Below are 13,912 nucleotides of genomic sequence, written 5' to 3'. Positions count from 1 at the left end.
GCGTAAAGGCGGAAAGCGAACCGCCCCGGCGGGCACAGGGCCTACCGGGGCGGAGCGGAGGGAGGGCGGACGCGGCCGCCCTCACCTCATGTCAGGCGAGGCTCGCGATCGCCTTGTTGAACGTGGCGGACGGACGCATGATCGCCTCGGCCTTGGCCGGGTCGGGCTGGTAGTAGCCGCCGATCTCGGCCGGGGAGCCCTGCACCGCGATCAGCTCGGCGACGATGGTCTCCTCCTGCTCGGCCAGGGTCTTGGCGAGCGGGGCGAAGGCCTCGGCGAGCTTGGCGTCGTCGGTCTGCTGCGCCAGCTCCTGGGCCCAGTAGAGGGCCAGGTAGAAGTGGCTGCCGCGGTTGTCGATGCCACCGAGGCGGCGGCTCGGGGACTTGTCCTCGTTCAGGAAGGTGCCGGTCGCCCGGTCCAGGGTGTCGGCGAGGACCTGGGCCCGCGCGTTGTCCGTGGTGGTGGCCAGGTGCTCGAAGCTGACCGCGAGGGCCAGGAACTCGCCCAGGCTGTCCCAGCGGAGGTAGTTCTCCTTGACCAGCTGCTGGACGTGCTTGGGAGCCGAACCGCCGGCGCCGGTCTCGAAGAGGCCGCCGCCGTTCATCAGCGGGACGACGGAGAGCATCTTGGCGCTGGTGCCGAGCTCCAGGATCGGGAAGAGGTCGGTGAGGTAGTCACGGAGCACGTTGCCGGTGACGGAGATGGTGTCCTCGCCGCGGCGGATGCGCTCCAGGGAGAAGGCGGTGGCCTCCTCCGGGGTCTTGACGGAGATGTCCAGGCCGTCGGTGTCGTGGTCGGCGAGGTACGTGGTGACCTTGGCGATCAGGTTGGCGTCGTGCGCGCGGCCCTCGTCCAGCCAGAACACGGCCGGGTTGCCGGTCGCGCGGGCGCGGGTGACGGCGAGCTTGACCCAGTCCTGGATCGGGGCGTCCTTGGTCTGGCACATCCGGAAGATGTCGCCGGCGCCGACGGCCTGCTCCAGCACGGCGTTGCCGTTCGTGTCGACGACGCGGACGGTGCCGGTGGCGGGGATCTCGAAGGTCTTGTCGTGGCTGCCGTACTCCTCGGCCTTCTGCGCCATCAGACCGACGTTGGGCACCGAGCCCATGGTGGCGGGGTCGAAGGCGCCGTTGGCGCGGCAGTCGTCGATGACGACCTGGTAGACACCGGCGTAGCTGCTGTCCGGGAGGACGGCGATGGTGTCGGCCTCGTCGCCGTCCGGGCCCCACATGTGGCCGGACGTGCGGATCATGGCCGGCATGGAGGCGTCGACGATGACGTCGCTGGGGACGTGCAGGTTGGTGATGCCCTTGTCGGAGTCGACCATCGCGAGGGCCGGGCCCTCGGCGAGCTCGGCCTCGAAGGACGCCTGGATCTCGGCGCCGATGTCCGGCAGCGAGTCGAGGCCCTTGAGGATGCCGCCCAGCCCGTCGTTCGGGGTGAGGCCGGCGGCGGTGAGCTGGTCGCCGTACTTGGCGAAGGTGTTCGGGAAGAAGGCGCGGACCGCGTGGCCGAAGATGATCGGGTCGGAGACCTTCATCATGGTGGCCTTGAGGTGCACGGAGAAGAGCACGCCCTCGGCCTTGGCGCGGGCGACCTGCGCGGTGAAGAACTCGCGCAGCGCGGCGACGCGCATGACGGCGGCGTCGACGACCTCGCCCTTGAGTACGGGTACGGACTCGCGCAGCACGGTGGTGGTGCCGTCGTCGCCGTGCAGCTCGATCCGGAGGGAGCCGTCCTCGGCGATGACCGCGGACTTCTCGGTGGAACGGAAGTCGTCGACGCCCATGGTGGCGACGTTCGTCTTCGAGTCGGCGGTCCAGGCGCCCATGCGGTGGGGGTGGGCCTTGGCGTAGTTCTTGACGGAGGCGGGGGCGCGGCGGTCGGAGTTGCCCTCGCGCAGCACCGGGTTCACGGCGCTGCCCTTGACCTTGTCGTACCGGGCGCGCACGTCCTTGTCCGCGTCGGTCTGCGGGTCGTCCGGGTAGTCCGGAAGCGCGTAGCCCTGCCCCTGGAGCTCCGCGATCGCGGCCTTGAGCTGCGGGATCGACGCCGAGATGTTCGGCAGCTTGATGATGTTCGCGCCGGGGGTCCTGGCCAGCTCGCCCAGCTCGGCGAGTGCGTCATCGATACGCTGCTCGGCCTTGAGGTGCTCCGGGAAACTGGCGATGATCCGGCCCGCGAGGGAGATGTCACGGCGCTCGACCGTGACGCCTGCGGTCGAGGCGTAGGCCTCGATCACGGGCAGGAACGAGTAGGTCGCCAGGGCAGGGGCCTCGTCGGTGTGCGTATAGATGATGGTCGAGTCAGTCACCGGGTGCTCCGCTCCACGTCTGCAACATTGCTTGACATCAAGATATCTCGTCGCCGCCCGTGGCTCCACAAGGGCCCCGTACGGCCGGGGCCCTAAGGAGCCGAGGGCGCGTGCCGTGCCGGAACGGGTTCGCGTTCCCCGTCCGGCCGCGGCTGCGCGCCGTCGTCAGCACCGGCCGGCGGCCCGGGCGCCGGGGCGGGCCGGCGGAACGCTCGGCGGACGGGCTCGGGCAGCGTGACGTGGAAGTGCGAGCCGAGCGGGAAGCAGAGCACCACCAGTCCGCCGATCATGGCCAGGGCGAAACTCCACAGGCCCATCATGACGGCGATGGAGAGGTGCAGGAGGAACCCCGCGGCCAGCAGGTACCAGCGGTGGCGCTGGGCCAGCAGGAGGCTCGCGGCGAGCCCGATCTCGATCGCCAGGGGCGCCCAGGTGAGCAGGGCCACGCCCCAGGGAGAGGCGAGTACCGGGTGGACCAGGGGCTGGAGCGGCCCGGGGGCGCCGAAGGCGAGGCTGTTCCCCCAGTACCACATGGCGGTTCCGTCGGCCCATTCCGCGTGCGGCAGCTTGGCCACGCAGGACTGGAAGTAGAGGAAGGACATCTGGATGCGTACGAGCACCAGTCCGGTGGCTCCCACCAGCACCGCCCGCCCGCGGTTCGGCGCGGCGTCCTCCGGGAGCGGCCGCCAGTGCCAGCGGCGGGGGTCACCGAGCGCGGTCAGGGCGAGCAGCGACGACAGGACCACGGTGACCTGGTCGCCGCCGTCGGCGATGGCGATGCCCGAGAAGACGCTGAAGGACACCCAGGCATGAGGGAGCGCGGTCCACCGGGGACGCCAGCCGGAGGCGACGACGAGCAGGACCAGGACGCACAGCAGCCGGATCGGGGTCAGGCCGTCCTCTGGGGCCAGGCAGAACACGGACGCCCGCATCGGACCGGTGCAGAGGGGGTGGTCGCCCTGTGTGGCCACGGGGCGGAAGAGCGTCGCGGTGCTGCTGAAGGCCAGGGTCCCCAGAGTGCCCAGGGCCAGCAGCGTGCGGGCCAGCCCGTAGACGTTGGTCCAGGGGACGGGCACCCGCCTCAGCACGAGACGTCCAGCAGGACGGCGTTCTGCGGGGTGCGGGGATCAGGCAGGAGGTCGCGCCAGGCCCATGGGGTGGGTTTCTGCTCGACGACCGCTATCCGCCCGCACAGCGTCGGGTGCGGTGTCCGGTTCTTCACGGCGGCGGGTACGCGGGCCTTCTCCAGGCACTCCTGGACCGCGCTCAGCTCGCACGGCGTACGGGTCACCTTGCCCGCCTCGTGGAGGAGCAGGGCGGTCTCGATGCCCTGGGAGCGGGACACCCGGTCGAAACCGTGCTCCGAGTGGCGGCCGAGCGAGGCGCTGACCCAGGTGGAGCCGTCCTTCCGGAAGGGCTCGAACTCGGGGCTGCGGGCGGACTTCGTGAAGAAGGCCCAGCCCTGCGGTGCGACGGTGACGGCCACGGGCTTGACCGCCGCCTGCCCCGGCAGGGACAGCGCGTTCTTCGGCAACTGCGTCTGGGCCACGTACAGGATCACGGCGGCACACAGGAAGGCGGTCACCCGGAGCCACGCGCGGGGCACCTCCACCGTCTGACGGCCCGACACCGTGACCCGGCCGCCCCTGAGCGGGGAATCCTTCCACCACATACTCTTCTTCGTCTCTCCATGGGTTCCGGAAGCGAGTGCCGGTCCCGGGCCCCGGCCGGAGGTCCGCCGGGGCCCGGAACCACGACCCGCCGTTGGGCCTGGTCGCCGGGGTCAGATGGTGCGCAGCACCGTGGTCAGCCCTGCCACGAGTTCGTCCCTGGACAGCGTCTCCATCGGTGCCGGCTCCCGGACCACGACGTTGATGACGGCCGCGGCGTTGATGAAGAAGCCTCCGGTCGCCACGGCGACCACCACGGCCGCCACCGCCACGGCCACGACGACGGCCGCGCAGGCGCCCTGGTCGGTGGGGGCCTGCCCGCTCCCGCTGGAGATGCCGACCAGCACCCGCGAGAGTTCGGTCATCGTCTGGTCGACGAGTCTGGGGTCGCCGCTGCGCGCCTTCTGCGAGAAGTCGGCGAATATTCCCGGGGACTTCCGCTCGATCTTCGTGATCAGCTCCGCCACGGCACGGAGGGCCTTGGGGTTGTCGTTCACCCCCTGATCGACTCCGCTGAGCTTCCCCTCGGCCGCGAGCTTCGCGGCGACCGGCCCCTGAGCGAAGAAGAGCCCGGCGAAGAGCTGCCGGCCGTCCTCGGCGGCCGGCAGCTCCGTCTTCTGCGCGGCCGCCGGACCGGCCGTCACAGCAGCCGTATCCGCCTTCGTGGGAGCCGCGTTGGCGTTGCCGATGGTCGTGAACGCCGCGGTGCCGGCCACCGCCGCGGCCGCGATCACACTCACTGTTCGCCCATAGCGCTTCACAGATCGTTCCTTTCGAAAGGGACATGTTGACCTTGTGCGAGACGGCGCAATCTTTTCGACTGCTCCACAGCGGTACAAGGTCAGTTCCCGGTCGCAGGCGCGTGGAGTTTCCAGCCATATTCGGCTGTCGGGCCGCCAAGGGGCCGTGAACACAGGGAAAGAGCGCTGCCAGGGGCTTTGTCGCCACCTCACGGCGTTTTCCGTCAATTCAGCAGGCGGGAAATGGCCATTGATGGACAGAGAATCCGGAACGCCACCGAGGACGGGCGCGCGTCGATCCACCACGCGGCATGCGTCGTGGCGGTTCCCGGCGACGGCCGGTTCTTTTCGGTGTCCCGGGTTACGGGGTCGGCGGCCGGTGCCCGTACCAGCGCAGGTCGTCCTCCAGCTGGGCGGCCAGGGCGATCAGGCGCTCCTCGCCACGGGAGGGGCCCAGCAGCTGGGCGCCGACGGGCAGGCCGGAGCGGGTGAAGCCGGCCGGGACGTTGATGCCGGGCCAGCCGAGGACGTTCCACGGCCAGGCGTAGGGGCAGGCGGCGGCCATGGTGACGTCGGTGCGCCAGGCGCCGAGCCGGTCGAAGGTGCCGATACGGGGCGGGGGCGCGGCGGTCGTCGGGGTGAGGAGGACGTCGTACGAGTCGAAGAGGGCGCCGATCCGGTGGTGCTGGCGTACCTCGCGGGCGCGGGCCGCCCGCACCACCCGGCCGCCGAGCCGCGTCCCGGTCCGCAGGGCGCTGCGGGTGCGGGGGTCGAGGAGGGCCGGTTCGGGGTGGCGGGCGGCGAATTCGGCGATGCCGGCGGTGGCGCGGGGCACGAAGGTGAGGCCGATCAGTCCGTACCGGGGGCGGGCCTCCTCGACGTGGTGGCCGAGCCGGGCCAGGGTCTCGGCGAGAGCGGCGACGGCCCGGCGCACCTCGGGGTCAGGTCCGGCGCCGGTGAGGGTGAGCGGGGGCCGCCAGGCGAGGGCGATGCGGAGGCGGCCCGGGTCGCGGCGGGCGGCGTCGGAGGCGCGGACGGCGGGCGGGCGGTGGAAGTCGTCGGGATGCGCGCCTGCCGCCGCGTCCAGCAGGAGCGCGGCGTCGGCCACCGTACGGGCGAGCGGGCCGTTGACGGTGAGGCCCTGGAAGGCGTCGTGGTGCGGGTGGACGGAGACCCGGCCGCGCTGGGGCTTGATGCCGACGAGGTGGGTCCAGGCGGCGGGGATACGGACGGACCCGGCGCCGTCCGAGCCGAGGGCGGCGGGGACGAGCCCGGCCGCGACGGCTGCGGCCGATCCGCCGGAGGAGCCGCCAGGGGTGTGGGCGGTGTTCCAGGGGTTGCGGGTGGCGCCGAAGGCGGGGCCCTCGGTGAACGGCCACTGGCCCAGCTCGCAGGAGTTGGTCTTGCCGACGATGACGGCCCCGGCGGCGCGCAGCCTGCGGACCGCCTCGCTGTCGGTGGTGGCCGGGGGCCGTTCGCCGTCACAGCCGAAGTGGGTGGGCAGACCCGCCACATCGGTGTCGTCCTTGACGGCGACCGGGACGCCGAGCAGCGGCAGCCGCTCCCCCGCCGCCAGCCTGCGGTCGGCGTCGGCGGCCTCCGCGAGGGCTGCCTCGGCCCGCAGATGGCGGAAGGCGTTGAGGGTGGGCTGCGCGGCCTCGATCCGGGCGAGGGCGTCGGCGACGAGGGCGGTGGAGGTGGTGGCGGAGTCGGCGAGCAGGCGGGCGCTCTCCGCGAGGCCGGGCACCGGCGCCGGACGCGGGGACCGCTGGACGCTCTCGGGGTGGTGGGCATGCCCGGCGTGCGGGGGCTGCGATCGTACGGCCGGGCCGGTCTGCTCGGTGGGCTCCGCTGAGGACATGGGCGTGCCGCCTCCCTCGTGGCCGCGGGGTCGGCCGGTCGTCCCGGCGGACCACACGTACTTACTGGAGGGTAACGAGAGGAGGCGGCACGCTCAACCGTGCCGGCCGCTCCGGCTGCCACGGCGCTACGGGCCTACGGCCCCTGCGTCACGGGCGGACGTGGATCTCGCCGATGCCCGTGCCGATCTTCCCGCAGTGCGCGGTGGACTGGCCCGACTCGCCGGGCCGCACCGTGACGCGGTCGCCGTCGACGTCCGGTGCCCAGCCGCAGACCAGGTGGACCCAGAAGGTCTGCGTCTGGCTCCCGTTGTTGCGGCAGAGCGCGAAGCCCGTGTACTCGTCGATGGCGTGCTTACCGGTCTGGCAGGAGAGGCCCGGCGGGATCGCGGTCGGCGCGGCGGCCGGCTTCGCGGTCGCCGAGGTGACCGGGATCGCCAGCGCGAGCGCCGTCGACACGACGGCGAGCACCCGCAGGACGGACCGGGACCGCGCCCCCGTGGCCGCGCCACCCTTGCTCCTCGTCCCCGTGAACAGGTTCATGGTTCTCCTTCGTGGAAGTGCCTGCGCGTGCGTGACGCCCGTTGTGCGTCCGTACACGGGATCCCGAGCGGGATCGCCGCAGCTCTGCCCACGCTCCGTGGTCGAAAACATCGTGGTACTTCACTCTCCGTACACGCGCCGGGCGGGGTCTCCCCTCCCGTCGTACGCTCGAATGTGCCGGTCACTCCGGTTCGCACGCCCTGACCGGGGCCTTTTCGAGGAGGCGACGTGAGCGGACACCGTTGGGCCGCACGGGCGGCAGCGGGCGCGGCGGCCGTCGCTCTCACCGTGACGGGTGGCGCGGTCGCGCAGGCTGACGACGACACCGCCTCGCTCACCGCCGAGCAGATCGCGGACCGCTCACGCGACGCCCTGCTCGGGGTCTCGTCGCTGCACCTGAGCGCCCGGGGCGATCTCGGCGGGGGCGGCGGCGACCGGATGAGCCTCGACCTGACACTCGACCGGGAGGGCAACTGCGCGGGCGGGGTCGACATGGGCGAGAAGGGTTCCGTGGAGATCGTGAAGCGCGCCGACGATGTCTGGCTGAAGCCGGACAAGGCGTTCTGGGAGACCCATGTCCCGATCGGCGGCTCCACCTTCGACACGATCCTCGACGGCCGCTACATGAAGGCGAAGGCCGACGACCCCCGGCTGCTGACGGTGACCGAGGTGTGCGATCTCGACACCTTCCGCGAGCTGATCACGGACAACCCCGACGCCACCGGGAGCGGCACGCTGACGAAGGGCCGGGAGACCGAGGTGGACGGCACGCCCGTCATCCCGGTGACCCGCACCCAGGGGAACGAGCGGCTGACGGTGGACGTCGCCACCGAGGGCGAGCCGTACCCGGTGCGGATCACCGTGCGAGGGGCGGACGAGGAGGGGACCGTGAGCTTCTCCGGCTTCGGCCGGCCGGTGCCCGCCGGGACTCCTGCGGCGTCCGAGACGGTGGATGTGACGGCGCTGCTGGGCCGCAGCGTGAAACCGGTGTGACGGCCCTGCCGGGCCGCGGCATCACACCGGCATGAGCACCGGTGCGGACGGCGGCGCGGCGGTACACACGTCGACCGGCGCAGTAGGCGCCCGTCCCCAAAGCGGGTCCTCCCAGGAATGCTCAGCCGAGCATCGGGATGATGTCGGAGCCGTAGGCGTCGATGGTGCCCTCCCTGCGGTCGTGCATGGCGTAGACGGCGAACTGGTCGACGCCGAGGTCGCGGAGGTGCCGCACCTTCTCGACGTGGGCCTCGGGCGGGCCGAGGAGGCAGAAGCGGTCGATGATCTCGTCGGGGACGAAGGCGGTGTCGGGGTTGCCGGTGCGCCCGTGGTGGGAGTAGTCGTAACCCTGCCGGTCCTTGATGTACGCCGTCAGCTCCTCGGGGACCATCGAGGAGTGCTCGCCGTACCTGGCGACCAGGTCGGCCACGTGGTTGCCGACCATGCCGCCGAACCAGCGGCACTGGTCCCTGGCGTGGGCCAGCGCCTGCGGGGAGTCGTCCGCGGTGACGTACGCGGGGGCCGCCACGCAGATCGTCAGGGCGTCCGGGTCGCGGCCGGCGTCCACGGCGGCCTGCCGGACCGCCTTGATCATCCACTCGGTGAGGAAGGGGTCGGCGAGCTGGAGGATGAACCCGTCCGCCTTCTGCCCGGCCAGGGCCAGGGCCTTCGGCCCGTACGCCGCCATCCACACCGGCAGCCGCCCGTCCTTCACCCACGGGATCCGCACCGGCTGGCCGTCGACCTCGGCCTCACGGCCCTCCGCCAGGTCCCGGATGGCATCGATGGACTCCCCCAGCCGGGCCAGCGTGTTGGGCCGGCGGCCCGCGACGCGCATCGCGGAGTCGCCGCGCCCGATCCCGCACACCGTGCGGTTGCCGTACATGTCGTTGAGGGTGGCGAAGGTGGAGGCGGTGACCTCCCAGGTGCGGGTGCCCGGGTTGGTGACCATCGGGCCGACGATCATCCGGTCCGTGTGCTCCAGGATGCGGCTGTAGATGACGAACGGCTCCTGCCAGAGCACCGCCGAGTCGAAGGTCCAGCCGTAGCGGAAGCCGTTCCGTTCGGCGCGGCGCATCAGGCCGACGACGGCGGAGGCGGGCGGGTCGGTCTGGAGGACGAGTCCGAAGTCCATGCGGGATCTCCTAGTCGAGGTACTGACAGGTGGCACGGGGGGTGTACATGCCGTGTCCGGCGCGCCCGGTGAACTTCCTTCCTTCGAGGACGAGTTCACCGCGCGAGAGCACGGTCTCGACCTGACCGGTGATCCGCTTCCCCTCGTACGCCGAGTAGTCGACGTCCATGTGGTGCGTCTCGGCGGAGAGGGTCTGCTCGGCCTGCGGGTCGTAGACGACGATGTCCGCGTCGGCGCCCGGGGCGATGGTGCCCTTCTTCGGGTAGAGGCCGAACATCCGGGCCGGGGAGGCGCAGGCGATCTCGATCCAGCGGCGGCGGGTGATGTGGCCGTCCACGACGGCCTGGTGCAGCAGGTCCATGCGGTGCTCCACGCCCGGCATCCCGTTGGGGATCTTGGAGAAGTCGCCGCGCCCCATCTCCTTCTGGCCGGAGAAGCAGAACGGGCAGTGGTCGGTGGAGACGACCTGGAGCTCGTTGTTCCGCAGCCCCCGCCACAGCACCTCCTGGTGCTCCTTGGGGCGCAGCGGCGTGGAGCAGACGTACTTGGCGCCCTCGAAGTCGGGCTCGGCGAGGTTGTCGGTGGAGAGGAACAGGTACTGCGGGCAGGTCTCGCCGAAGACCGGGAGCCCCTTGTGGCGGGCGGCGGCGATCTCGGCGACGGCCTCGTCGGCGGAGACGTGGACGACGTAGAGGGGCGAGCCCGCCACCCGGGCGAGCTGGATCGCGCGGTGGGTGGCCTCGGCCTCCAGGGCGACCTTGCGGACGTCTCCGTGGTAGCGGGGGTCGGTGCGGCCGGCGGCGAGCGCCTGTTCGACCAGGACGTCGATCGCGATGCCGTTCTCCGCGTGCATCATGATCAACCCGCCGTTGCCGGAAGCCTGTTGCATGGCGCGCAGGATCTGGCCGTCGTCGGAGTAGAAGACGCCCGGGTACGCCATGAACAGCTTGAAGGACGTGACGCCTTCGGCGACGAGGCGGTCCATCTCCTTGAGCGAGGACGGGTTCACGTCGGCGAGGATCATATGGAAGGCGTAGTCGATGGCGCAGTTGCCGTCGGCCTTGGCGTACCAGGCGTCCAGCCCTTCGCGCAGGGACTTCCCCACGCTCTGGATCGCGAAGTCCACGATGGTGGTGGTCCCGCCCCAGGCGGCGGCGCGGGTGCCGGTCTCGAAGGTGTCGGCGGCGTACGTCCCGCCGAACGGCATCTCCATGTGGGTGTGCGCGTCGACACCGCCCGGGATGACGTACTTGCCGGTGGCGTCGATCCTCCGGTCGGCGCTCCAGGACTCCGCGGCGTCGGTGCCGTGGGCGGCGAGCGCGGCGACGCGGCCGCCCTCGACGAGGACGTCGGCGTGGATCTCGTCGGACGCGGTGATGACCAGACCACCGTGGATGACGGTGCGGCTCATGGGTACCTCCTCGCTGGGGCGGTACGGGGGCCCTGCACAGGCCCCCGTACGGAGCTCGGTCGGCGCTCGGACGGTGCTGGGTGAGCGGTCGTGCTGTGCGGTGATGTGCCGTGTGTGCTGGATCAGCGCCCGTGCGTCATCCGGTCGGCGCTCGTACGCTGTTTCGGTCGGCGCTCTTACGTCGGGCTCAGTCGGCGGCGCGCAGGGCGTCGGCGAGCACCGACGCGCCCTCCTCGGCCTCGGCGACGGTCAGGGTCAGGGGCGGGGCGATCCGCAGCACGCTGGTGTTGTGTCCACCGCCCTTGCCGATGAGCAACCCGCCCGCGCGTGCCGCTTCGAGGACGGCCGCGGCCGCCTCCGGGTTGGCCTCGTCCGTGCCGGGCTTCACCAGTTCGATGCCGATCATCAGGCCCCGGCCGCGCACTTCGCGTACGGCGCCGGAACCGGCCGCGACCCCCCGCAGCCTCTCGATGAGGAGCCCGCCCACGCGCCTCGCGTTGCCCTGGAGGTCGTGCTCCAGGTGGTACGAGAGGTTGGCGAGCCCGGCCGCCATGGTGACGGGTGAACCGCCGAACGTGGAGATGGAGTTGGCGTCCAGGCAGTTCATCACCTCCGCGCGGGCGACGACTCCGCCGATGGACATGCCGTTGCCGATGCCCTTGGCGAAGGTGAGGATGTCCGGCGGGCCGTGCTCGGCGTGCGCCTGCCAGCCCCAGAAGTGTTCACCGGTACGGCCCCAGCCGGTCTGCACCTCGTCGGAGATCCACAGGATGCCGTGCCGGTCCAGGACTTCGCGGAACGCGGCGAACAGCCCGTCGGGCGGTGAGGTGAAGCCGCCGACGCCCTGGATGGGTTCCGCGATCAGTGCCGCGGCCTCCCGGGTGTGCCCGAGGAGGTCCTCCAGATCGGCGACGCACGCCCGGATGAACCGCTCGTCGCTCAGCTCGGCGTACGGGCCCCGGGTGCGGACGCCCCCGTGGACGTACAGCGTCTGCAACGGGGAGAGACTCGTCGGCGACCAGGCGTGGTTGCCGGTGATGGAGACCGCCGAGAACGAGCGGCCGTGGTAGCTGTTGCGCAGCGCGAGGATCTGGTTGGAGCCCCGGTACGCGGTGGCGAGCAGGAGCGCGGTGTCGTTCGCCTCGGTGCCCGAGGTGGTGAAGAAGACCCGGGCGTCGGGGATGCCGGAGAGGGTGGCGATCCGCTCGGCCAGCTCCACCATGGGGCGGTTGAGGTAGAGCGTGGAGGAGTGGATGATCCGCCCGGCCTGCTCGGAGACCGCCTTGGTGACCTCGGGCAGGGCGTGGGCGGTCATGGTGGTGAGGATGCCGCCGAAGAAGTCCAGATAGCGGTTGCCGTCGGCGTCCCAGACGTACCGGCCCTCACCGTGGGTGAGTTCGATGGGGTGGCGGTAGTAGAGGGCCAGCCACTCGGGGCTGACGGCGAGGTGGCGTTCGTACAGTCCGCTCACGGCTCCACCAGCCCGTCGTAGGCGTCGGGCCTGCGGTCCCGGTAGAAGGCCCACTGCTGGCGGACTTCGTCGATCAGGCCGAAGTCCAGGTCGCGGACGAGGAGTTCCTCCTCCTGGTCGCTGGCGACGTCGCCGACGAACTGGCCGCGCGGGTCGACGAAGTAGCTGGTGCCGTAGAAGTCGTTGTCGCCGTACTCCTCCTGGCCGACCCGGTTGATCGCGGCGACGAAGTATTCGTTGGCGACGGCGGACGCGGGCTGTTCCAACTGCCAGAGGTAGCCGGAGAGGCCGCGTGAGGTGGCGGACGGGTTGTAGACCAACTGGGCTCCGTTGAGTCCGAGTTGGCGCCAGCCTTCGGGGAAGTGCCGGTCGTAGCAGATGTAGACGCCGACCTTGCCGACGGCGGTGTCGAAGACCGGCCAGCCGGCATTGCCGGGCTTGAAGTAGAACTTCTCCCAGAACCCCTTGACCTGCGGGATGTGGTGCTTGCGGTACTTGCCGAGGTAGGAGCCGTCGGCGTCGATCACGGCGGCGGTGTTGTAGTAGAAGCCGGACTGTTCGAGCTCGAAGACCGGGACGACGATCACCATGCCGGTCTCGCGGGCGAGGTCCTGCATCCTGCGTACGGTCGGGCCGTCCGGGACCGGCTCGGCCCAGCGGTAGTGCTCGGGGTCCTGGACCTGGCAGAAGTAGGGGGCGTTGAACACCTCCTGGAACCCGATGATCTTCGCCCCTTGCCGGGCGGCCTCGCGCGCATGGTCCTCATGCTTGGCGATCATGGATTCGGTGTCGCCGGTCCAGGTCGCCTGGACGAGTGCGGCGCGTACGACGTGGGACATGAGCTGCTCCTTCGACGCGGCGTCAGAGAGCCTCTACGCGTTTTCTACGCACGTAGATCGGTGCATGGATGGAGAACGTAAGCCCCTCCGTCCGGCGGGGCAAGACCATCGCCGTGAACCGGCTGAGTCGATCATGTTTCGCACCCGAGCGGTCCACACCGTTCACGGTACGCATCACTCCTGGCACGCGCGGCGCGTCGCGAGGATCCGCGACGGAGTTGCCCTGAAGCGGGCTCCAGCTCTTAGCCTCCGAGCGTCGACGGGCAGGAGGTCATGCGCGCCCTCGACGACCTCGTCCGGAGCGGCAAGGTGCTGTACGTCGGGGTGTCCGACTGGCCCGCCTGGGAGATCGCCCAGGCCGGTACGGTCGCCGAGCTGCGCGGCTGGGCGCCGTTCACCGGGTCGCAGCTGCGCTACAGCCTGCTGGAGCGCACTCCGGAGCGTGAACTGCTCCCGCAGGCCCGCGCGTTCGACCAGGCCTTCTTCGCCTGGAGCCCGCTCGCCCGGGGCCGCCTGACGGGCCGCCGGAAGGAGGCCGCGGCCGGTGTGGCGGACGAGGCGGAGCTGCGCGCCCGGGAGACCGTGCGGCCGTGGTCGAGATCGCCCGGGAAGGCGGCTGGAGCCCGGCCGCCGTGGCGCTGGCCTGGCTGCGCGGGCGCCCGGGCAACATCGTCCCGCTCCTCGGCCCGTCCACCCCGGACCAGCTCACCGATGCCCTCGGCCGCCTGGACGTGGAGCTGGATGTGGACGCCGTGGACCGGCTGGACACGGTGAGCGGGGTGCCGCTGGGCTTCCCGCACGACTTCCTGCGGGACGAGGGGGTGCGCGAGACGGTGTACGGGGACCGCTGGGCGGCCATCGAGGACCGGCGCTCCACTTATCGGCGTAGGACCTCCGAGGTGCTCTGAGCCCTGCCCGGCCGGGAGACCCTGACCGG

Annotated in this window: 10 protein-coding genes and 2 pseudogenes; 2 read left to right on the top strand and 10 right to left on the bottom strand. The window is 71.4% G+C overall.

The window, feature by feature from the left end; all coding sequences use genetic code 11:
* Window positions 1–91: 91 nt before the first annotated feature.
* The 6 genes and pseudogenes from D6270_RS28605 to D6270_RS28580 form a co-directional block, all read right to left on the bottom strand.
* Entirely contained in the window at window positions 92–2,314 is a 2,223-nt protein-coding gene (locus tag D6270_RS28605) for an NADP-dependent isocitrate dehydrogenase (protein ID WP_109162808.1), read from the bottom strand.
* A 266-nt stretch (window positions 2,315–2,580) separates the two neighbouring features.
* Window positions 2,581–3,390: pseudogene (locus D6270_RS28600) on the bottom strand (sporulation-delaying protein SdpB family protein); the annotation flags it as partial.
* Window positions 3,391–3,395: 5 nt separating this feature from the next.
* Window positions 3,396–3,986 carry an SdpA family antimicrobial peptide system protein gene (locus D6270_RS28595; protein ID WP_109162810.1) on the bottom strand — a complete coding sequence of 197 codons (591 nt, stop codon included), beginning with the start codon at window positions 3,984–3,986 and terminating at the stop codon, window positions 3,396–3,398.
* 111 nt (window positions 3,987–4,097) lie between these two features.
* Window positions 4,098–4,724, bottom strand: coding sequence for a sporulation delaying protein family toxin (locus D6270_RS28590; protein ID WP_225976972.1), 627 nt, complete (start codon window positions 4,722–4,724; stop codon window positions 4,098–4,100).
* Window positions 4,725–5,085: 361 nt separating this feature from the next.
* A complete protein-coding gene (locus D6270_RS28585) occupies window positions 5,086–6,585 on the bottom strand; it encodes an amidase (protein WP_109162812.1) in 1,500 nt (499 codons plus the stop codon).
* Window positions 6,586–6,733: 148 nt separating this feature from the next.
* Window positions 6,734–7,126, bottom strand: coding sequence for a hypothetical protein (locus D6270_RS28580; protein ID WP_109162813.1), 393 nt, complete (start codon window positions 7,124–7,126; stop codon window positions 6,734–6,736).
* A gap of 228 nt (window positions 7,127–7,354) precedes the next feature.
* On the opposite strand from D6270_RS28580, the gene D6270_RS28575 reads away from it, so the two are divergent.
* The gene (locus D6270_RS28575) at window positions 7,355–8,119 is read left to right on the top strand and encodes a hypothetical protein (protein WP_109162814.1); all 765 of its coding nucleotides are present in this window, start codon (window positions 7,355–7,357) and stop codon (window positions 8,117–8,119) included.
* A gap of 121 nt (window positions 8,120–8,240) precedes the next feature.
* On the opposite strand, the gene D6270_RS28570 is transcribed toward D6270_RS28575, so the two are convergent.
* From D6270_RS28570 to D6270_RS28555, 4 genes are all read right to left on the bottom strand, one after another.
* Window positions 8,241–9,254 carry a TIGR03842 family LLM class F420-dependent oxidoreductase gene (locus D6270_RS28570; protein WP_109162815.1) on the bottom strand — a complete coding sequence of 338 codons (1,014 nt, stop codon included), beginning with the start codon at window positions 9,252–9,254 and terminating at the stop codon, window positions 8,241–8,243.
* Between the two features lie 10 nt (window positions 9,255–9,264).
* Window positions 9,265–10,665, bottom strand: coding sequence for a dihydropyrimidinase (gene hydA / locus D6270_RS28565; RefSeq protein WP_109162816.1), 1,401 nt, complete (start codon window positions 10,663–10,665; stop codon window positions 9,265–9,267).
* Between the two features lie 187 nt (window positions 10,666–10,852).
* Window positions 10,853–12,136 (bottom strand): aspartate aminotransferase family protein, encoded by a 1,284-nt coding sequence (locus tag D6270_RS28560; protein ID WP_109162817.1) that lies wholly within the window; start codon window positions 12,134–12,136, stop codon window positions 10,853–10,855.
* Window positions 12,133–12,975 (bottom strand): nitrilase-related carbon-nitrogen hydrolase, encoded by an 843-nt coding sequence (locus tag D6270_RS28555; RefSeq protein WP_109162818.1) that lies wholly within the window; start codon window positions 12,973–12,975, stop codon window positions 12,133–12,135. Before D6270_RS28555 ends, D6270_RS28560 begins: the two co-directional genes overlap by 4 nt.
* Window positions 12,976–13,239: 264 nt before the next feature.
* On the opposite strand from D6270_RS28555, the pseudogene D6270_RS28550 reads away from it, so the two are divergent.
* A pseudogene (locus D6270_RS28550) lies at window positions 13,240–13,883 on the top strand (aldo/keto reductase); the annotation flags it as partial.
* Between the last annotated feature and the right edge of the window lie 29 nt (window positions 13,884–13,912).

Source organism: Streptomyces griseus subsp. griseus (assembly GCF_003610995.1).
Lineage (GTDB): Bacteria > Actinomycetota > Actinomycetes > Streptomycetales > Streptomycetaceae > Streptomyces.
The sequence above is the reverse complement of the archived record's forward strand: the minus strand, read 5'-3'. Positions and strand labels throughout refer to the sequence as shown.

Coding starts and splice junctions, on each gene's coding strand:
- D6270_RS28595 (WP_109162810.1), bottom strand. CDS start 3,986: ATGTGGTGGAAGGATTCCCCGCTCAGGGGCGGCCGGGTCACGGTGTCG.
- D6270_RS28585 (WP_109162812.1), bottom strand. CDS start 6,585: ATGTCCTCAGCGGAGCCCACCGAGCAGACCGGCCCGGCCGTACGATCG.
- D6270_RS28580 (WP_109162813.1), bottom strand. CDS start 7,126: ATGAACCTGTTCACGGGGACGAGGAGCAAGGGTGGCGCGGCCACGGGG.
- D6270_RS28570 (WP_109162815.1), bottom strand. CDS start 9,254: ATGGACTTCGGACTCGTCCTCCAGACCGACCCGCCCGCCTCCGCCGTC.
- hydA (WP_109162816.1), bottom strand. CDS start 10,665: ATGAGCCGCACCGTCATCCACGGTGGTCTGGTCATCACCGCGTCCGAC.
- D6270_RS28555 (WP_109162818.1), bottom strand. CDS start 12,975: ATGTCCCACGTCGTACGCGCCGCACTCGTCCAGGCGACCTGGACCGGC.